The organism is Streptomyces griseorubiginosus (assembly GCF_001514195.1).
Taxonomy (GTDB): domain Bacteria; phylum Actinomycetota; class Actinomycetes; order Streptomycetales; family Streptomycetaceae; genus Streptomyces; species Streptomyces griseorubiginosus.
In genome coordinates, this window is record NZ_KQ948740.1 from 422495 (window position 1) to 441100 (window position 18606).

An 18606-nucleotide genomic window follows, 5' to 3' on the forward strand; every position below is an offset into this window, starting at 1 on the left:
ACTATTGTGCCTCCGGGCCGGTCGTGGGGCGCATCGCGGCAGGTGAGGGCCGTCAGGCCACGGGTGAGCCACTGCCGGCGAGGATCTCCGGGCGCAGCAGCTCCGCGAGGGTCTCGGCGGGCAACAGGCCCTTCTCCAGGACGAGTTCGGCCACCCCGCGGCCCGTGGCGAGGGCCTCCTTGGCGATGTCGGTGGCGGCCGTGTAGCCGATGTGCGGGTTGAGGGCGGTGACCAGGCCGATGGAGTTCTCGACGGTCCGGCGCAGCACCTCGGTGTTGGCGGTGATGCCGTCCACGCAGCGCTCGGCGAGCGTCAGGCAGGCGGCGCGCAGGTGGGTGATCGACTCGGACAGGGAGTGCAGGATGATCGGCTCGAAGGCGTTCAGCTGGAGCTGTCCGGCCTCCGCGGCCATGGTGATGGCCACGTCGTTCCCGATGACCTCGAAGGCGACCTGGTTGACGACCTCGGGGATGACCGGGTTGACCTTGCCGGGCATGATCGACGAACCGGCCTGCACGGGCGGCAGGTTGATCTCGCCGAGACCGGCCCGCGGACCCGACGACAGCAGCCGCAGGTCGTTGCAGCTCTTGCTCAGCTTGACCGCGATCCGCTTCAGTACGCCGGACATCTGGACGAACGCCCCGCAGTCCTGGGTCGCCTCGACCAGGTTGGCGGCGGTGACCAGCGGGAGCCCGGTGATCCGGGCGAGGTGACGGCGGGCCGACTCGGCGTACCCGACGGGAGCATTGAGTCCCGTCCCGATGGCCGTGGCGCCCAGGTTGATCTCATGGATCAACTCGACGGCCTCGTCAAGACGGCTGCGGTCCTCGTCCATCATGACGGCATAGGCCGAGAACTCCTGACCGAGCGTCATGGGCACCGCGTCCTGCAACTGTGTGCGGCCCATCTTGAGCACATCACGGAACTCGACGGCCTTACGGGCGAAGGAGTCCTGGAGTACGGCCATCGCCTTGAGCAGTCCATGCACCGCGAAGACCGTCGCAATCTTGACGGCGGTCGGGTAGACGTCATTGGTCGACTGCCCCAGGTTGACGTCCTCGTTGGGGTGCAGGAACGAGTACTGCCCCTTCTCGTGTCCGAGCAGCTCCAGCGCCCGGTTCGCGATGACCTCGTTGGCGTTCATATTGGTGGAGGTACCGGCGCCGCCCTGGATCACGTCCACCACGAACTGGTCGTGCAGCTTCCCGTCCCGGATCTCCCGGCAGGCCTCGACGATCGCGGCCGCCTTGCGGGACTCCAGCAGCCCCAGCTCCTCGTTGGCGAGCGCGGCGGCCTCCTTCACGGCGGCGAGGGCGTCGATCAGGTGCGGGTAGGCCGAGATCGGGGTCCCGGTGATGGGAAAGTTCTCGGTGGCACGCAGGGTGTGCACACCCCAGTAGGCGTCGACGGGTACGTCCCGATCACCCAACAGATCGTGCTCACGGCGACTGATTGCGGCGTTCATGAGGGTAGGTCCTTCTTCTGAGAGAGGCTCAGGTGAGTACTTTCGGGGGCGCGGGGAACTGCGCGACCAGCCACAACCGGCCCGCACCCGCACAACGACATGCAGACCCGAGCTCTTAGGCGCAGGCAGACACGGAAACCGGGTCCAGCGAACGAACGGGCCGCACAGCCCCGACCTCACGGCCGCCCCCGAGCAACGCCTCCCCCTGAAACTCCGTGAGCAACTCCGCCGAGACCCCGGCACGGGCCAGCGCCGCCGCGGCCACCGGAATCCGCGCCCGGTTCGCCCCGTCGGAGATCTTGACGGCGACGGCCCGCCCGTCGGGAAGGGCCGCGACCTCGACCCCCTCGAACCCGTCCTTGGCCAGCAGCCCCGGCACCGCCTTCATCAGCGCGGCCACATCGCGCCCCGCCCCGGACGCCATCTCCGGATGCGCACGCATCGCGTCGGCGACCCGCGCCTCGGGCGTACCGGGAGCCGCGGAGGTGATCCGGGCGGCGGCCCTCGCGAGGCCGTGCAGGGAGACGGAGAACAGCGGCGCACCGCAGCCGTCGACCGTCACGCGCGCGATCCGCTGCCCGGTCAGGTCCTCCACGATCTCGGCGATCGCCTGCTGGAGCGGGTGCGCGGGGTCGAGGTACCCGTCCAGGGGCCAGTCGTTGAGCACGCAGGTGTACAGCATCGCCGCGTGCTTCCCGGAGCAGTTCTGCGCGAGCCGGGACGGTCCGCGTCCTTCCCGGATCCACTCGTCCCGCACCGCCGGACCGAACGGCATGTCCGGGACGTTGCGCAGGGCGTCCTCGGTGATCCCCGCCAGTTCCAGGATCCGGCGCGCCCCGTCCAGGTGGCGTTCCTCGCCGGAGTGGCTGGCGGCGGTCAGCGAGAGGAGCTCGCCGTCGAGGGGCAGCCCGGCGCGGACCATGGCGACGGCCTGGACCGGCTTGAGCGCCGAGCGCGGGTAGAACGCGGCCTCGATGTCCCCGAGCTGGAAGCGGACCTCCCCGTCCCGGCCGAGGATGACGACGGATCCGTAGTGGATGCCCTCGACCAGGCCACCGCGGATGAGGTGGGCGACGGGAGCGTGGAGGGGCTCACGGACAAGGGGTGCGTCCGCGACGGAACTGCTGAACATCACTGCCTGTTTCTCGGGAGGCGCCACGCGGGTGGCGTGTCGGCGCCGGTGGATGTGGAGTCTCGGTCGCGCGCGAGCATGCCGCGTGGACGCCGGCGGGGTCGGCCCCGGCGTCCACGCGGGCACTCACCCGTCGACGCCGGTGGGTTCGGTTGCGGTGGCCGCCCGGGCGACCCGGCCGCGGACCGCGAACCAGCCGGCGACCAGGGCCGCGACGATCAGCGGGAGACACAGCACGGTGGTGCGGCCCGCGCCGCCGTCGGCGTACATGAGGACCAGAACGGAGGCGAGGAAGGCCAGCGTCACGAGTTCGGTCCAGGGGGATCCCGGCAGTCGGTAGCCGGGGCGGGTCAGGTCGCCCTTCTCGGTCTTCTGCCAGAAGAGCAGGTGACAGATCATGATCATGCCCCAGGTGGCGAGGATGCCGATGGCGGCGAAGTTCAGCACGATCTCGAACGCGTCGGCGGGGACCACGTAGTTGAGGCCGACGCCGAGGACGCAGATGCCGCTGGTGAGCAGGATGCCGCCGTAGGGGACCTGGTTGCGGCTCATCACCGCGGTGAACTTCGGGGCGGAGCCGGACATCGCCATGGAGCGCAGGATGCGGCCGGTGGAGTACAGGCCGGAGTTGAGGGAGGACATGGCCGCGGTGAGGACGACGAGGTTCATCACGCCGCCGGCGGCCGGGATGCCGATGTTGGACAGGACGGTCACGAAGGGGCTCTGGCCGGCCGTGTACTTGTTCCAGGGCAGCAGCATCGAGAGCAGGACGACCGAGCCGACGTAGAAGAGGCCCACGCGCCACATGATCGAGTTGATCGCCTTGGGCATGATCTTCTCGGGGTTCTCGGTCTCGCCCGCGGCGACGCCGACGAGTTCGACGGAGGCGTAGGCGAAGACGACACCCTGGATGATCAGCAGCATCGGCAGCATGCCGTTGGGGAAGACGCCGCCGTTGTCGGTGATCAGCGCCGGGCCGGGGTGGTGGCCGTCGATCGGGTGCTGTGTGGCCAGCAGGAAGATGCCGATCAGCATGAACGCCACGAGCGCGCCCACCTTGATGATGGCGAACCAGAACTCCAGCTCGCCGAACATCTTCACGGAGATGAGGTTCACCGTGAGGACGACGGCCAGGGCGATGAGCGCGAGCACCCATTGCGGGATGTCGGCGAACATGCCCCAGTAGTGGGTGTAGAGGGCGACCGCGGTGATGTCGGCGATGCCGGTGGTGGCCCAGTTCAGGAAGTACATCCAGCCGGCGACGTACGCGCCCTTCTCGCCGAGGAACTCCCGGGCGTACGACACGAAGGCGCCGGAGGAGGGCCGGTAGAGGACGAGTTCGCCGAGCGCGCGGACGACCAGGAAGGCGAAGACGCCGCAGACCGCGTAGGCGATGAACAGGGAGGGGCCGGCGTCGGCGAGGCGGCCGCCGGCGCCGAGGAAGAGGCCGGTGCCGATCGCGCCACCGATGGCGATCATGTTGACGTGTCGGGACTTCAGCGACTTGCTGTAGCCCTCGTCTCCGGCGTCGACATGGCTGGAACGTTTCCGCACATCGTCGTGCAGGCTCTGCTCGCTCACGCCTGGGCTTCGCTTTCCTTGGAGGGGTCCGCATCCGTGCGCGGGGAACGCACGATGTCGGTGAGGGTGGTCTCGACGCGGTCGAGGTGATGGGACATCGCCTCGACCGCGTCGTGCTCGGAACCGTCGATCAGCGCCTCGACGATCGCGCGGTGCTCGCGGTTGGACTGCTCGCGGCGGCCGCCCAGTTCGTTGAGGAAGGCCGACTGACGCGCCAGTGCGTCGCGGATCTCCTCGATGACCCGGCGGAAGACCGGGTTCTGGGCGGCCTCGGCCACGGCGAGATGGAAGAGGGTGTCCATCGCGACCCATGCCGTGGTGTCGGTCTCCCGTTCCATCCGGTCCAGGAGGTGGGCCAGGTGGTCGAGGTTCTCCGGGGTGCGGCGGCCGGCCGCGTACCCGGCGACCGGGATCTCGACGTGCCGGCGGACCTCCAGGAGGTCGCTGGCCGCGTAGTCGCCGAAGGTGGGGTCCTCCACCGCGTCGGCGACGACGAAGGTGCCCTTGCCGGTCTTGGACACGGTCAGTCCCATGGTCTGCAGGGCTCTGAGGGCCTCGCGCAGCACGGGCCGACTGATCTCCAGGGTCCGGCAGAGCTCCGCCTCGGAGGGGAGCTTGTCGCCGATGGCGTACTCCCCGCGCTCGATGGCGCCACGCAGATGTGCCAGGACGGCCTCCATGGCACTGATGCGCCGCGGAGGCTGACTGGCTGTCCGGCTGTCTGACAGGTTCACGGGAGAGATACTCCGGGCGACGGGATGGTGCTGTCAAGGGTCTGGGGTCGTCTGGGGTGCGGGGGCCTGGGGGGCACGTCGCGGAGTCGGGCGGCGTGCCGAGGGTGAGCGGGGCGCCGCCGGGCCTCGGGTGGGGTGTGACCGACGGGGCGGATGGGGCTTGACGGCAGGGGTGGGGCGTAGCCGACGGGGCGGATGGGGGCGTAACGGCAGGGGTGAGGCGTAGCCGACGGGGCGGATGGGGCGTGACGGCAGGGGTACGGCGCGGGCGGGCAGTGCGTAGAGGCGGGCGTGGCCGCATGAGTCAGTAAGGCTGAGGCGGGGGCGCGGGGCGGCCGGCACGGCGCCGTCGGCCTGCATCGCGCGGCGAGTCCGCGCCGCACGGGCCGGGCCGACCGTGCAGAGGTGTTCGCGCCACGCGGGCTGGGCCGGCCGTCCAGAGGTGGGGACATGGCCGAGAGGCCCGCCGCACGCACGGACGGAGGCCGACGCGACACGCTCGGCGCGGCACGGCGTCGCGGGCCCACACCACGCGGGCGCGTGCAGCACAACGGCCGTCGCCACACGGCCGACGTGCAACAGCCGGGATCGGCGCTCGCCGTCCCGCCGTGCGTCGGTGGGAGCACGGGCAAGCGGAGCCACATGGTCAGCTGGGCAGAGGGCGACGCGCCCCAGGTCAGCGCTGAGGCAGAGGCGACCTTCCGATACGCCGACGTTCGCCCGCGCCCCACGGTCGGCCCAGTACAGACGCGGGGCGGGGTCACATGGCCCGCGGCTCCAGCGAGGCCCTATCGAGCACGACCCCGCCTCCTCCCCGTTCAGCCCGACAGCGTCCCCGTGGCCAGCAGGCCGAAGAGGAGGACGCCGACGACGATGCGGTAGATCACGAAGGCGTTGAAGGAGTGCTTCGCCACGAACTTCAGCAGCCAGGCGATGGAGGCGTAGGCGACGACGAAGGAGACCGCCGTGCCGACGGCGAGCGGTGCCGCGCCCACGCCCGCGCCCAGGGCGTCCTTGAGCTCGTAGATGCCGGCGCCGGTGAGGGCGGGGATGCCGAGGAAGAAGGAGAGGCGGGTCGCGGCGACGCGGTCCAGGTCGAGGATGAGGGCCGTGGACATGGTGGCGCCGGAGCGGGAGAAGCCGGGGAACAGCAGAGCGAGGATCTGCGAGCTGCCGACCAGCATGGCGTCCTTGAAGGAGGTGTCGTCCTCACCCCGCTTGTGCCGGCCCATCTGGTCCGCCGCCCACATCACCCCGCTGCCGACGATCAGCGAGCCCGCGACCACCCACAGGGAGGCGAGCGGCCCCTCGATGAGCGGCTTGGCGGCGAGGCCTACCGCGACGATCGGGACCGTCGCGGCGATCACCCACCACGCGAACTTGTAGTCGTGGTGGTAGCGCTCCTCCTTGTGGACCAGTCCCCTGCCCCACGCGGAGACGATCCGCACGATGTCCTTGAAGAAGTAGACGAGCACGGCGGCGATCGCGCCCACCTGGATGACGGCCGAGAACCCGACGACGGCGTCGTCGTCGACGGGGATGTTCATGAGCCCCTCGACGATCTTGAGATGGCCGGTCGAGGAGACGGGCAGGAACTCGGTCACCCCCTCGACGGCTCCGAGGACGACGGCCTGACCGACGCTGATGACGCTCATGGGATCCAGTTCTTCTCAGGGGAAGGCGGGTGCGGAGGCCACAGTCTTACTACACGCGGGCGAGGACGGAATTCCTACGCCCACACCACCTGCGCCAGCGCGACGCCCGCGAAGGCCGCCCCCAGACCTGCCACGAGGCTCGCGGTCACGTTCGCGGCGGCGTAGAAGCGCGCCCCGGTCCCGGCCAGCCGCAGGGTCTCGTAGGAGAACGTCGAGTACGTCGTCAGCGCCCCGCACAGGCCGGTGCCCAGCAACAGCTGGAGGTGGGATCCGGCGGCCCCCGCCGCCGCGGCGCCGGTGAGCAGGCCCAGGATCAGGCACCCCGTGACGTTGACGGCGAAGGTGCCCCAGGGGAAGACCGAGTCGTGCCTCGACTGGATCGCCCGGTCGGTGAGGTAGCGGAGCGGGGCACCGACCACGGCACCCGCGACCACCAGCAGCCAGTTCACAACGACTTCTTACCCTTCGTGCCCGTTCTGCCCTGGTTCGACTCCTGGCGGTCGTCGCGGCCGACGTACCGGATGACCTCGCACGCGTCCAGGGTCACCAGCCCCTCGGTGACGAGTTCGTCGAGCTGCGGCAGGAACTCCCGTACGCGCGTCTCGGTGTCGACGATGACGACGGCCACCGGCAGGTCCTCGCTGAGGGACAGCAGCCGGGAGGTGTGGATCAGGGAGGACGCGCCGAAGCCCTCGATGCCGCGGAAGACGCTGGCCCCGGCGAGCCCGGCGGCGTGCGCGCGGTGCACGATCTCGGAGTAGAGGGGCTTGTGGTGCCAGGTGTCGTTCTCGCCGATGTGGACGGTGAGGCGCAGCGCGCCGCCGGTCAGCCTCGTCATGGCTGCCTCCGCTTCAGGACGCGGCGGGCCGCCGTGGACGCGAGCCACACCGCCGTGAGGGCCGCGAGCAGGGTCGCGGCGAGGTAGGCCAGGCCCGTGACGGGCCGGCCGTGGTCGACGAGTTTCTGGATGTCGACGGCGTAGGTGGAGAAGGTGGTGAAGCCGCCGAGGACGCCGGTGCCGAAGAAGGGGCGGACCAGGCGGTGGGCGGCCCACACGTCGGTGATGACGACCATGAACACGCCGATGACGGCACAGCCGACGACGTTGGTCCAGAAGGTCGCCCAGGGGAACTCGCCCGGGTGCGCGGGCCAGTGCAGTGCGAGGGCGTAGCGAGCCGTCGCGCCCAGCGCGCCGCCGAGGGCGACCACCGCCACCACGGGCGCCTGGCCCTGCCACAAGGACTGCCGTGGGGGCCGCGCGGGGGCGCGGAGGCTTTCCGGGGCTGTCATCGTGGTGTCTCTCCTACTCGCCGGTGCCCGGGCGTGCGGGCGCGCTCCATCGCAAGTAGGGACCGTTGGCGGCACCTTCGCCGCGGTTCGGGTACGGCGGGCCCCACCGCCGCGTCGCGACGGTGATCGCGACCGAGGACCAGGGTAACGCCAGGGCCCGGCCGGGGTCATTTCGCGGCGGGCGGCTCGCACAGCGCGATGCCGCGCTCCCAGAGGCTGCCCAGGACCAGGTGGCCGGAGGCCTCGCACACGCTGGTGACCATGCGGAACCGGGAGCGCCGGCGGGTGAGGTGGTGGACGGTGCGGCCCTCGTCGTCGACCGCGAGGACCCCGACGAATCCGGTGGGCCGGTACGGGGCGCCCACGGCGACGCGGGCGGCGGCGCGGCGGACCGGTGGTGTGGCGCGGTGCAGCAGGTCGAGCGGGGGGACCCGGGGTCCGGCGAGGGAGACCCAGATCGGGCCGTCGGGTCCACCGCGCCAGATGTTGTCGGGCATGCCGGGCAGGTTCTCGGCGAGGGGTTCGGCCTGGCCCGCCCGAGGCCCGTCGAGCCGGTAGCGGGTGAGGCGGCGGGCGCCGGTCTCGGCGACGACGAGGAAGGACTCGTCGGCGCTCGCCGCAAGCCCGTTGGCGAACTGGAGCCCCTCCAGGAGGACTTCGGGGGTGTCGTCACCGGGAGCCAGCCGCAGCAGCCGCCCGGTCCCGGTGTGTTCGACGATGTCGCCGATCCACTGGTCGAGGGGGTAACGGCGGCTGGAGACGGTGAAGTACACGCTGCCGTCGGACAGCGCGACCACATTGCTGGTGAACCGCAGCTTCTCCCCCGCCACCTCGTCGGCGACGACGCGCACCGAGCCGTCGGTGAGGTCGACGCCGAGCAGTCCGCGTTCGGCGTCGCACACCAACAGGGCGCCGTCCGGCAGGAGTTCGAGACCGAGTGGCCTGCCACCGGTGTCGGCGAGGACCTCGACACGGGGTGCGACGGGTTCCGTGAGGCCGTCGACGCGCAGGATGCGGCCGTCCGCCACGCCGGCCAGGACCCGGCCCCGGGCGTCGGCGACGACGTCCTCGGGACCGTGGCCGCCGAGCGCGACGTAGTGGCGTGGGGTCAGTTCGGTGGGACGGTTCATGGGTGCTGTCTGCCCTTCCGGTGCGGGTCGCTACCAGCCCTTCTCGAACATGCGCGCCACCTCGGCGATGCGCATCTCGTCGCGACGGTAGTACGTACGCCACCGGATTCTCTTGGTGCGCACCAGACCGGTGTTCACGAGGAGGCCGAGATGGGTCTCCGCGACCGAGCGCGACACGCCGAGTTTGACCGCGACGGCGTGCGCGGAGACGCCGTCCTCCACGGGATCGATGTGCCGCTGCGGGGGGAAGTGCGCGGCCGGGTCCTTCAGCCACTCCAGGATGTCCAGGCGCCGCCGGCCGGTCGGAGTCCTCAGCATCTCGTCCCCTCCGCCCCTCCCTCTGCGTCCCACCACTGTCCCGCAGCGGCGGCCGCCTTGTCCCGGGGTCGCGGAGCTTGTCCGATATCGAACTCCACTGCGACAAGGGGCTGTTCGGCGCCGACGGCCCCTGACCGGGGCGGGACGGCGGAGGAGGCCCCCTCCGCCCGCGGCTCGTGGTCTCGCGGGCGGAGGGGAGTCGGCGGGGCGCGTGGCCGGACGGGTTCAGGGTCGAGGCGTACGACCGGGACCAGGGCTCAACCGTCCAGGTGTACGACCCGGACCGCACCGGCCGGAACCGCGAGGCGGCCGGCGGTGCGTTCACCGGTCAGCAGCTCGGTGCCCGCCCCGTCCAGGGGCACCTTGGCCTCCGTCGCCGTGTGGTTGACCACAAAGACGAAGGAACCGGACGCACCCTCGCGCCGGACGACCTCGACGTCGTGGGGCAGGTCGGCGCGTGAGGGGAGCCCGGCGTCCTCGGCGGCCCGGCCGAGCAGCGCGTCGAGACCCCGGGCGGTCAGGCGGGTCGAGACGTACCAGGCGGTGCCCCGGCCGTGGCGGTGCCGGGTGACGGCGGGGTGGCCCGCGGCCAGGCCGTCCGCGTACGTCCACACGGTCTCGGCGCCGCGCGGCACCACGAACTCGCTCCACACGTCCCCGGTGAGCTCGGGGCCGTCGGGGCCAGTGACCCGGACCTGCTGCCCCGGGAGCAGCGGCGAGAACTCCTCGACGGTGAGCCCGAGGACGTCACGTAGCGCGCCGGGGCAGGCGCCCTCGTGCACGGCGTCGTGCTCGTCGACGATGCCGGAGAAGTACGACACGACGAGGGTGCCGCCGTTCTCGACGTACCGCGCGAGGTTGCGCCCGGCCTCCTGGGTCATCAGGTACGACGCCGGTACGACGACAAGGGGATAGGCCGACAAGTCGGCTTCCGGGTGGGCGAAGTCGACCGTGAGGTGGCGGTCGTAGAGCGCCTCGTAGAAGGCGTCGGCGCGCTCGCGGGCGTCGTGGTCGACGCTCGGCCGCCAGTCGAGGCTCTGCGCCCACCAGGAGTGCCAGTCCCACAGGACCGCCACGTCGGCCTGTGTGCGGGTGCCGCGGACGGTGCTCAACGAGTCCAGGGTGGCGCCCAGTTCGACGACCTCGCGCCACACGCGGGTGTCGGTGCCGCCGTGCGGGACCATCGCCGAGTGGAACTTCTCGGCGCCGCGCCTGGACTGGCGCCACTGGAAGAACATGGCTCCCTCGGAGCCGCGGGCCACGTGCGCGAGGGAGTTGCGGGCCATCTGGCCGGGCGCCTTGGCGGGGTTGCGGGACTGCCAGTTGACGCCGGAGGTGGAGTGCTCCAGCAGGATCCAGGGGTCGCCGCCGGCGACGGAGCGGGTGAGGTCCGCCGCCATGGCGAGGTTGACGTGGGTGCGGCGGCCGTCGGTGATGAGGTAGTGGTCGTTGGTGACGATGTCGACCTCGCGGCCCCACGCCCAGTAGTCGACGGAGTCGCACTGGCTGAGCGCGGTCATGAAGTTGGTGGTCACCGGGACGCCCGGGGAGAGGCGGTGCAGGATGTCCCGTTCGGCGCAGAAGTTCTCGCGCATGGTGGCGTCGGCGAACCGCTTGTAGTCCAGGGCCTGGCCCGGGTTGCCGACGGTGGCGGCGGTGCGCGGCGGGTCGATCTGCTCCAGGCTCGTGTAGTGCTGGCCCCAGAAGGCGGTGCCCCAGGCCTCGTTGACGCCGTCGACCCCGCCGTACCTCGTCTCCAGCCAGCGGCGGAAGTGGGCGGCGCAGGAGTCGCACCAGCAGGCGGAGACGGGGACGCCGTACTCGTTGTGCACGTGCCACATCGCGAGGCCCGGGTGGTCGCCGTAGCGCTCGGCGAGCCGGATGGTGATGCCGGCGGCGGCCGCTCGGTAGGCGCTGTTGCTGTGGCAGATGGCGCCGCGGGAGCCGAAGGCGAGGCGGGTGCCGTCGGCGGTGACGGGCAGCGCGTCCGGGTGGGCGCGGTAGAACCACTTGGGCGGGGCGACCGTGGGGGTGCCGAGGTCGACGCGGATGCCGTTGTCGTGGAGCAGGTCCATGACCCGGTCCAGCCAGCCGAAGTCGTACGCGCCGGGCTCGGGCTCCAGGAGGGCCCAGGAGAAGATCCCGACGCTGACCATGGTGACCCCGGCCTCGCGCATCAGCCGGACGTCCTCGTCCCAGACGCTCTCCGGCCACTGCTCGGGGTTGTAGTCCCCGCCGAAGGCGAGCCTGCTGAGGCCCCTGGGGGTGGTCTCCGGCATGGGTCTCTCCCGAGTCATTTGGTTGGGAACGTGCACACACGGTTCTGAAAGCCTGCGGCCCAAGATAACCGCACATATACAACCCTTGCCAAGTGCCTGCCCTCGGCCGTTTCTGTGCACGATCCCAGCCGGAGGGCCCGCTGCCCCAGGTGTCCCGTAGGCCACGCACCCCCGTGCCGCCCGCACGGGGCTTAGAGTCGTGACCATGAACAATGCGGGGGGCCGGCGCAAAGCGCCGACGATCCACGACGTGGCACGCGAGGCGGGGGTCTCGCGGGGCACCGTCTCGCGTGTGCTCAACGGCGGACACTACGTCTCCCCCGCCGCGCAGGAGGCGGTCAACTCCGCCATCCGCAAGACGGGTTACGTCGTCAACCGGCACGCCCGCTCGCTGATCACCGGACGCTCCGACTCGGTCGGCTTCCTCCTCACCGAGCCCCAGGAGCGGTTCTTCGAGGACCCCAACTTCAACGTCCTGCTGCGCGGCTGCACCCAGGCGCTCGCCGCGCACGACATCCCGCTGCTGCTGATGCTGGCGGGCACCGAGGACGAGCGGCGCCGGATCAAGCGGTTCATCACGGCCGGCCACCTCGACGGGGTGCTCCTGGTGACCAGCCATTCCGCCGACCCGGTGGCCGAGGAGCTGCACAAGGCGGGCGTGCCCGTCGTCCAGTGCGGCAAGCCCATGAGGTCCGGCTCCAAGGTGAGTTACGTGGCCGCGGACGACCGGGACGGCGCCCGGGACATGGTGCGCCACCTGCTGTCGCGGGGCCGCCGCCGGATCGGCATCGTGACGGGCCCGCCGGACTCACCGGGCGGAGTCGACCGCCTCGCCGGTTACAAGGAGGTGCTCGCGGAGGCGGGCATCGGCGTCGACGAGCGGCTCGTGATCTCCGGCGACTACAGCCGGGGCAGCGGGGAGGCGGCCACCGAGTCCCTGCTGGCCCGCGCGCCGGACATGGACGCCGTGTTCGTCGCTTCCGACCTCATGGCCCTGGGCGCCCTGACCGCACTGCGCCGCGCGGGCCGCCGGGTCCCGGAGGACGTGTCGGTGGGCGGCTTCGACGACTCCGTCGCGGCGACCGAGGCCACCCCCGCCCTCACCACGATCCGCCAGCCCTACGACCGCATCAGCGCCGAGATGGTCCGCGTCCTGCTGGCCCAGCTCGGCGGCGAGGACCCGGCGGCGGTGATCCTGCCGACGGAACTGGTGCGACGGGAGTCGACGTGACGCCTGCGGCAGCGGGGCCGTATGGGGGCGGTGGGGACGGACCTGGCTCGTGAGCACGCGGGGGGGGGCGGCAGGCGGGGGCTTGCGGTCGGGAGTGCTCCGGGAGGGGGCCGGCCCTCAGCTGCAGTCGGTAGCGCTCCGGGAGGGCGCCGGCCCTCAACTGCGGTCGGTAGCGCTCCAGGAGGGCGCCGCCCTCAACCGCGGTCGGTAGCGCTCCGGGAGGAGGCCCGACCGGCGACCGCGGTCGGCGCGACGGCGGGCGTGGAAGGACGCCGAGGGCGTGGATTTCCCGCCACCGCGGGTGCGGCGGGACGTCGAGGGCGTAGATGCCCTGTCCCCGCGGGCGTGGCGGGACGCCGAGGGCCGGGCTGCCGCCACCGGTGGGGTCGGGATCGGCCTCAGTGCTCAGCAGGCACGTGACCGGTGCGGGCGATCGCACACGCGTTGTCCGGCGCGACGGGGGGCCATCCGCCTCCGCGCGGTCGCAGCGGATCGCCGATGCCGGTGAAGCGCGGTGCCCCGACCGGTCAGGATCGGAGAAGCGGTCCCCGCTCCCCCGGCCTAGCGTGAGACCACCGGCGGAAAACGTCGGGAACGCCTCACGGAGGAGCACACCATGACCGCCGGACTGAAGACGATCATCTACCCCGTCAAGGACCTAGCCGCCGCGAAGGCGCTGTTCAGCGCGCTGCTGGGGGTGGAGCCCTACGCGGACGAGCCGTACTACGTCGGCTTCAAGGACGCGGGGCAGGACGTCGGCCTCGACCCGAACGGTCACGCCCGCGGCATGACCGGGCCGGTCCCCTACTGGCACGTCGACGACATCCGGGCCACGCTCGCGGCGCTGATGGAGGCAGGCGCGGAGACCCTCCAGGACGTCCAGGACGTCGGTGGCGGCAAGCTGATCGCCTTCGTCAAGGACGCGGACGGCAACCTGGTGGGGATCACCCAGGACCCCCAGGCCTGAGCCCTCCTTGCACATGCACTAGTTGCATACTCAACGAACGGACGGTTCGGTGTTACCGTTCACTTATGGCGGTGAACACGGCCGGGACCGGTCTCGAGGAACGGTGGCGGGACATCCTGTCGGTGCACGCGCGCACGATCTGCGAGATCGACCGCGTGCTGCACCCGCACGGGCTGGGCGCGAGCGATTTCGAGGTGCTCGACATCCTCGCCACCGAGTCGCCCCGGGAGGGCGACCAGTGCCGGGTGCAGAACCTCGTCGGCCGGGTGCACCTGAGCCAGAGCGCGCTGTCCCGGCTGATCGGCCGCCTCGAGAAGGACGGCCTGGTGGAGCGGTCGGTGTGTGTGGAGGACCGGCGGGGCGTGTGGGTCTCCCTCACCCGCAAGGGCCGTGACCTGCACGCGGAGGTACTCCCCCTGCAACGCGAGGTGCTCGCCCGCACGCTGGCCGAATAGGTTCCGGGGCGCGGCAGCAGATCGCAGGGTGCGGGGTTCGCCGGCAGAGCGCAAGGGGCGAGGCCCGGCAGCAGATCGCTAGGGGCAAGTCCCGGCAGCAGATCGCCGGGGGCGAGTCCCGGCACGGTCATCCGCCCGGCGAGAGCAGTACCGGCCGCCCCCGTGAGGGACGCTGTGAAACCCGGCCCCCTCCCGCCCGGCATGAGGTCTCGCCCCCGGGGTCATGCTGAACAGCAGACGCCGAGCGGGGAAGGGGCTGACGACGCCTTGGCCGGGGACGAGGAGCGTGCCGCCGAGTTCAGCAGCTACGCGACGACCTCCCTGGAGGAGGCGCACGACGCGATCGCGGCCCACTACTACGACCTGCGGCTCGAAGTCGCCGGACCGGCCGCGCGGTTCGCCACCCGGCTCGACGTAGTGGAACTCGGCGCGCTCACCGTGGGAGACGTGCGGTTCGGCACCGAGATGCGGATGAGCTTCGGCGAACCGGGCGTCTACCACGTCGCCGTGCCCTTCAGCGGCTGCTTCAGCATCCAGGAGGGGGGCGGCAGGGTGGAGGTCTCGACCCCGGGGCGGGCCCTGGTCTTCGATCCGGGCCGGGACATCCGTGTCGACACCTGGTCCGCCGACTGCCAGGCCCTCACCGTGAAGATCGACAAGGTGGCCGTGCTACGGCAGTTGGAGGTGCTCCTGGGCCGCTCGGTGAGCCGTCCGCCGCGCTTCGGGCCCTATCTGGACGTCTCCCGCGGGCCGGGGCTGAGCTGGATGCGGCTCGCGATGTGGAACCTGCTGGAGCGGGACGTGGCGCACGGACTGCTGAGCCGTCCCATGATCCGTGGCCGTCTCGAACAGACGCTCCTGGAGGGGATGCTGCTCGCCACGGACCACACCTTCCGCGAGGCGCTGGAGGCCCCGCCCCCGCCGATGCGGCCGGCGTCCGTGAAGCGGGTCATGGACGCCGTACAGGAACTGCCCGCCGAGCCGTACGACGCCAACCGGCTCGCGGCCATCGGCCAGGTCGGTCTGCGCACCCTCCAGGAAGCCTTCCGCAGGCATGTCGGCATGTCGCCGATGGCCTACGTCCACGAGGTGCGGCTCCAGCGGGTGCACCGGCAGTTGCGGGCGGCGGCGCCGGGGACGACGACCGTGACGGACGTGGCCCACGCGTGGGGGTTCGTGCATCTGGGACGTTTCGCGCGCCGGTACCGGGAGCGCTTCGGGGAGTCGCCCTCGCAGACCCTGCGCTCGGTGTGAGCCGTCGCGCCCGCCGATCCGCCGCGTTTTGCGGACATGCGCCTCGTATTCCGGAGCGACGGCCTCTCGGATCGGTCCTATGGTCGGGACACGGCGATCGCACGGCGCACCGGGGATGAGCAGGGTCGGCGCCGCTCATCCTCTGTTCCGCGGGCGAGAACCGGGGTGCGGTGGCGGGAGCAGGTCCGCACCTTCTGCGGGCCCGGCCGCTCCCCCTCCGTCGTAAGTGGTGGCCGGGCCCCCACTGTGTGGTCAGCCCTGCGGTCCTGTGCCGTCAGCCCTGCGGTCGCGCCAGCAGCGTGCGCACGCCCTCGGAGGTGAGCGTGAGCGGATGCGTGGAGCTGGCGTCGATCGAGAGCGACAGGTCGCCGTCGGGCCACTGCGCGGCGAGTGCGCCGAGCGGCACCAGGCGGTAGCGGGAGACGAACGGCAGCAGCTCGGCCATCTCCGTCTCGGAGGTGAACACGGGCACCACGGGAGCTCCGTCCTGCTGTTCCAGCACGGGCAGCGCCACGGTGGTGTCCTCGTCGGCGGCGTCGTCCGGCACCGGGATGAGCACCTCGCTGGTGGCGAGCGTGTCCAGCGCAGTCGTGTCCTCGGTGTTCTGCGTCAGCGCGTCCAGCGCCCGCTGGGCCGGTGTGGCGGTGTGGTCATTGGCGGGTGTGTCCATGGCAGATCCCCTGGTAGCGGCTGTCGTGCAGGCCCGCCCGCGGACATGATCGCCCGGGGCGCGGTCCTGCTCGCGTACCCGACCGTGCCGAGAGCATGCGTACGGGAGGTCGCGGAATCGGCGGCCTCAGGACGCGAGGACCTCGTCCACCGTGACGATCCGGACGAGCGGGCCGTACATCCCCATCAGGTCGAGCGCCTTGCGGTGCGCGTCGTCGTCCACGCCGGCGCACGCGTCGGACACCACCCACGTCTCGACCCCGGCGTCGGCGGCGGCGAGGGCCGTGGACAGGACGCAGCAGTCGGTGCTGACCCCGGTCAGGACCAGCCGGCCCTCGGGGGCGACCCGGGCGGCGAGCTCGGGGGCCCATTTGCCGAAGGTGGTGGCGTCCAGGACGTGGGGTGCCCGGTCGGCGAAGTCGTCGGTGAGCCGCCACAGCGGGGCGTCCGGGGGCTGGAGGGCGAAGGACCACCGCGCGTAGTAGGCCCGCCAGGCACCGGTGGGCTCCGCGGGGGCGACGAAGCGGGTGAAGGTGACCCGGTCGGCGAAGGCCGGCAGCAGCCGTCGTACGCCTGCCGCCGCCTCGGCGTAGCGCGGGGCCGCCCAGGGGCTGTCGGGCTCGGCGAAGACACGCTGCATGTCGATGACGGCGAGCCGTCCCGCCGTCATACGGCCTCCCCCGCCACGCGGGCTCCCGTCGTCGAACGGCCTCCCGTCGTCGTACAGTTTCCCGTCGTCGTACGGCCAGCCGTCGTCGTACGGCCTCCCGACGTCACCCGGCCTCCTCCTGGGCACGTCATACGGCCTCCTCCTGGGCGCGGACCCGGTCGCGGCCGAGGGTCAGGGTGCCGAGGAAACCGGTCGCGAGCGCGGCCAGCACGCCGAGGTTGGCGTAGGCCCACGCGCCGGACTTGCCGCCCAAACCGAAGGGGGCGAGGAGATAGCCCTGCCAGTCCAGCCAGCCGGCCGCCGAGTTGGTGACCAGGCCCCAGCCGAGGGCGGTGGCGAGGACGGTGAGGGCCAGGGGAACGAGTGGTACGTCGCCGTAGCGGCCGTCGGGGCGGTACAGGTCGGCCTCGTCGTAGTCGCGGCGGCGCAGCGCGAGGTCGGCGAGCATGATCCCGCACCAGGCGGCGATGGGGACGCCGAGGGTGGTGAGGAAGCCCATGAACTGACCGAGGAAGTCGTCGGCGAAGAACACGATGTACACGGAGCCGGCGATCATCAGGACGCCGTCGACGAGCGCGGCCAGCGGTCGCGGGATCCGCAGGCCCGCGGACAGCAGGGCGAGGCCGGAGGAGTAGATGTCGAGGACCGCGCCGCCGACCAGGCCGAGGACGGCGACGACGGCGAAGGGCACCAGGAACCAGGTGGGCAGGAGGGTGGTGAGGGCGCCGATCGGGTCGGCGGCGACGGCGGCGCTGAGCTTGGTGGAGGAGCCGGCCAGGAGCAGTCCGAAGACCAGCAGGAGCAGGGGGGCCACGGAGGCGCCGAACGTGGCCCAGCCGATCACGCCCCGGCTCGACGAGGTGCGGGGCAGATAGCGGGAGTAGTCGGCGGCGGCGTTGACCCAGCCGAGGCCGAAGCCGGTCATCATGAAGACCAGGGCGCCGATGAACTCCTGCGCGGAGCCCGCGGGGAGGGCGCTGACGGTGCCCCAGTGGATGTGGTCGGCGACGAGACCGACGTAGACGACGGTCAGCACGCCGGTGACCACGGTGATCACGGTCTGGAGCCGCATGATCAGGTCGAAGCCCATCACTCCGCCGACGACGGTGAGCCCCGCGACCACGATCAGTGCGATCACCTGGGTCCCGGTGCCGCCGCCCCAGCCCAGCTCCCTGAAGACGGTCGCCGTGGCCAGGGTGGCGAGCGCACACAGCACGGTCTCCCAGCCGACCGTGAGCACCCAGGAGACGACCGACGGCAGCCGGTTGCCGCGCACTCCGTAGGCGGCGCGGCTGAGCACCATCGTCGGGGCCGAACCGCGTTTGCCGGCGACCGCGACGAAGCCGCACAGCAGGAACGAGAAGACGATCCCGATCACCCCGGCGGCCAGTGCCTGCCAGAAGGAGATCCCGAAGCCGAGCGCGAAGGAGCCGTAACTCAGGCCCAGGACGGACACGTTGGCGCCGAACCACGGCCAGAACAGGGTGCGGGGAGTGCCTTTGCGTTCGGCGTCGCCGATCACGTCCAGCCCGTGCGTCTCCACCTGGAGCTGCCGGGCGGTGGATCTGCTGTCGGGTAGCCCCGTGGTGTCTGTCATCGTCGATCCGCCTGTTCAGATGTGTGGGGCCGACGGTAGGCAGGGGGCGGCGGGGCGTCAATCAGGAGTAGCTCGCTCCTGGGTGGGGACTTGATGCACAGGCCGGATGTTCGGTGAGCCCATGGGAGCCGCCCGGCCAGGCTTCTCCGGTTCAGCCACGAGCCGGGGAGGCCGCAGCG

Annotated in this window: 18 protein-coding genes; 4 read left to right on the plus strand and 14 right to left on the minus strand. The window is 71.6% G+C overall.

Features of this window, described 5'->3' with window-relative positions; all coding sequences use genetic code 11:
• Window positions 1–52 precede the first annotated feature (52 nt).
• The 11 genes from aspA to AQJ54_RS29975 form a co-directional block, all read right to left on the minus strand.
• Window positions 53–1465, minus strand: a complete 1413-nt coding sequence (aspA, locus tag AQJ54_RS29925) for an aspartate ammonia-lyase (protein ID WP_062242359.1) — start codon at window positions 1463–1465, stop codon at window positions 53–55.
• 115 nt (window positions 1466–1580) lie between these two features.
• The gene (locus AQJ54_RS29930) at window positions 1581–2597 is read right to left on the minus strand and encodes an asparaginase (RefSeq protein WP_062242361.1); all 1017 of its coding nucleotides are present in this window, start codon (window positions 2595–2597) and stop codon (window positions 1581–1583) included.
• Window positions 2598–2723: 126 nt separating this feature from the next.
• Window positions 2724–4178 carry an amino acid permease gene (locus AQJ54_RS29935; protein WP_062242363.1) on the minus strand — a complete coding sequence of 485 codons (1455 nt, stop codon included), beginning with the start codon at window positions 4176–4178 and terminating at the stop codon, window positions 2724–2726.
• Window positions 4175–4912, minus strand: coding sequence for a FadR/GntR family transcriptional regulator (locus AQJ54_RS29940; RefSeq protein ID WP_079070055.1), 738 nt, complete (start codon window positions 4910–4912; stop codon window positions 4175–4177). The genes AQJ54_RS29935 and AQJ54_RS29940 overlap by 4 nt, the downstream gene beginning before the upstream one ends.
• A gap of 818 nt (window positions 4913–5730) precedes the next feature.
• Complete coding sequence (locus AQJ54_RS29945) at window positions 5731–6567, minus strand: undecaprenyl-diphosphate phosphatase (protein ID WP_062031796.1); 837 nt, start codon at window positions 6565–6567, stop codon at window positions 5731–5733.
• Window positions 6568–6641: 74 nt separating this feature from the next.
• Window positions 6642–7016 (minus strand): fluoride efflux transporter CrcB, encoded by a 375-nt coding sequence (crcB, locus tag AQJ54_RS29950; RefSeq protein ID WP_062031794.1) that lies wholly within the window; start codon window positions 7014–7016, stop codon window positions 6642–6644.
• Window positions 7013–7405 (minus strand): DUF190 domain-containing protein, encoded by a 393-nt coding sequence (locus AQJ54_RS29955; RefSeq protein WP_062031786.1) that lies wholly within the window; start codon window positions 7403–7405, stop codon window positions 7013–7015. Before AQJ54_RS29955 ends, crcB (AQJ54_RS29950) begins: the two co-directional genes overlap by 4 nt.
• The gene (gene crcB, locus AQJ54_RS29960; protein WP_062242367.1) at window positions 7402–7857 is read right to left on the minus strand and encodes a fluoride efflux transporter CrcB; all 456 of its coding nucleotides are present in this window, start codon (window positions 7855–7857) and stop codon (window positions 7402–7404) included. Before crcB (AQJ54_RS29960) ends, AQJ54_RS29955 begins: the two co-directional genes overlap by 4 nt.
• A gap of 167 nt (window positions 7858–8024) precedes the next feature.
• Window positions 8025–8987, minus strand: a complete 963-nt coding sequence (locus tag AQJ54_RS29965) for an SMP-30/gluconolactonase/LRE family protein (protein WP_062242369.1) — start codon at window positions 8985–8987, stop codon at window positions 8025–8027.
• Window positions 8988–9017: 30 nt separating this feature from the next.
• Entirely contained in the window at window positions 9018–9305 is a 288-nt protein-coding gene (locus AQJ54_RS29970) for a helix-turn-helix domain-containing protein (protein WP_020138454.1), read from the minus strand.
• A 257-nt stretch (window positions 9306–9562) separates the two neighbouring features.
• A complete protein-coding gene (locus AQJ54_RS29975) occupies window positions 9563–11584 on the minus strand; it encodes a beta-galactosidase (protein WP_062242371.1) in 2022 nt (673 codons plus the stop codon).
• A gap of 199 nt (window positions 11585–11783) precedes the next feature.
• On the opposite strand from AQJ54_RS29975, the gene AQJ54_RS29980 reads away from it, so the two are divergent.
• The 4 genes from AQJ54_RS29980 to AQJ54_RS29995 all read left to right on the plus strand — a co-directional run bounded on the left by AQJ54_RS29980 (window position 11784) and on the right by AQJ54_RS29995 (window position 15491).
• Window positions 11784–12815, plus strand: a complete 1032-nt coding sequence (locus tag AQJ54_RS29980) for a LacI family DNA-binding transcriptional regulator (protein WP_062031760.1) — start codon at window positions 11784–11786, stop codon at window positions 12813–12815.
• Window positions 12816–13431: 616 nt separating this feature from the next.
• Complete coding sequence (locus AQJ54_RS29985) at window positions 13432–13782, plus strand: VOC family protein (protein ID WP_062242373.1); 351 nt, start codon at window positions 13432–13434, stop codon at window positions 13780–13782.
• 65 nt (window positions 13783–13847) lie between these two features.
• On the plus strand, window positions 13848–14237 hold the full coding sequence (locus tag AQJ54_RS29990) for a MarR family winged helix-turn-helix transcriptional regulator (protein ID WP_062031754.1): 390 nt from the start codon (window positions 13848–13850) through the stop codon (window positions 14235–14237).
• Between the two features lie 267 nt (window positions 14238–14504).
• Entirely contained in the window at window positions 14505–15491 is a 987-nt protein-coding gene (locus tag AQJ54_RS29995) for an AraC family transcriptional regulator (RefSeq protein ID WP_062031751.1), read from the plus strand.
• Window positions 15492–15765: 274 nt separating this feature from the next.
• Here AQJ54_RS29995 and AQJ54_RS30000 read toward each other — a convergent pair whose 3' ends face one another.
• From AQJ54_RS30000 to AQJ54_RS30010, 3 genes are all read right to left on the minus strand, one after another.
• A complete protein-coding gene (locus AQJ54_RS30000) occupies window positions 15766–16161 on the minus strand; it encodes an SseB family protein (RefSeq protein WP_020138448.1) in 396 nt (131 codons plus the stop codon).
• Window positions 16162–16287: 126 nt separating this feature from the next.
• Complete coding sequence (locus AQJ54_RS30005; protein WP_062242455.1) at window positions 16288–16830, minus strand: cysteine hydrolase family protein; 543 nt, start codon at window positions 16828–16830, stop codon at window positions 16288–16290.
• A 127-nt stretch (window positions 16831–16957) separates the two neighbouring features.
• On the minus strand, window positions 16958–18427 hold the full coding sequence (locus AQJ54_RS30010) for a purine-cytosine permease family protein (protein ID WP_062242375.1): 1470 nt from the start codon (window positions 18425–18427) through the stop codon (window positions 16958–16960).
• Between the last annotated feature and the right edge of the window lie 179 nt (window positions 18428–18606).

What these genes read in the sequence shown, in the direction of transcription:
- aspA (WP_062242359.1), bottom strand. Translation starts at nt 1,465, where the DNA reads ATGAACGCCGCAATCAGTCGCCGTGAGCACGATCTGTTGGGTGATCGG.
- AQJ54_RS29930 (WP_062242361.1), bottom strand. Translation starts at nt 2,597, where the DNA reads ATGTTCAGCAGTTCCGTCGCGGACGCACCCCTTGTCCGTGAGCCCCTC.
- AQJ54_RS29945 (WP_062031796.1), bottom strand. Translation starts at nt 6,567, where the DNA reads ATGAGCGTCATCAGCGTCGGTCAGGCCGTCGTCCTCGGAGCCGTCGAG.
- AQJ54_RS29955 (WP_062031786.1), bottom strand. Translation starts at nt 7,405, where the DNA reads ATGACGAGGCTGACCGGCGGCGCGCTGCGCCTCACCGTCCACATCGGC.
- crcB (WP_062242367.1), bottom strand. Translation starts at nt 7,857, where the DNA reads ATGACAGCCCCGGAAAGCCTCCGCGCCCCCGCGCGGCCCCCACGGCAG.
- AQJ54_RS29965 (WP_062242369.1), bottom strand. Translation starts at nt 8,987, where the DNA reads ATGAACCGTCCCACCGAACTGACCCCACGCCACTACGTCGCGCTCGGC.
- AQJ54_RS29970 (WP_020138454.1), bottom strand. Translation starts at nt 9,305, where the DNA reads ATGCTGAGGACTCCGACCGGCCGGCGGCGCCTGGACATCCTGGAGTGG.
- AQJ54_RS29975 (WP_062242371.1), bottom strand. Translation starts at nt 11,584, where the DNA reads ATGCCGGAGACCACCCCCAGGGGCCTCAGCAGGCTCGCCTTCGGCGGG.
- AQJ54_RS29985 (WP_062242373.1), top strand. Translation starts at nt 13,432, where the DNA reads ATGACCGCCGGACTGAAGACGATCATCTACCCCGTCAAGGACCTAGCC.
- AQJ54_RS29990 (WP_062031754.1), top strand. Translation starts at nt 13,848, where the DNA reads ATGGCGGTGAACACGGCCGGGACCGGTCTCGAGGAACGGTGGCGGGAC.
- AQJ54_RS30000 (WP_020138448.1), bottom strand. Translation starts at nt 16,161, where the DNA reads ATGGACACACCCGCCAATGACCACACCGCCACACCGGCCCAGCGGGCG.
- AQJ54_RS30005 (WP_062242455.1), bottom strand. Translation starts at nt 16,830, where the DNA reads ATGACGGCGGGACGGCTCGCCGTCATCGACATGCAGCGTGTCTTCGCC.
- AQJ54_RS30010 (WP_062242375.1), bottom strand. Translation starts at nt 18,427, where the DNA reads ATGACAGACACCACGGGGCTACCCGACAGCAGATCCACCGCCCGGCAG.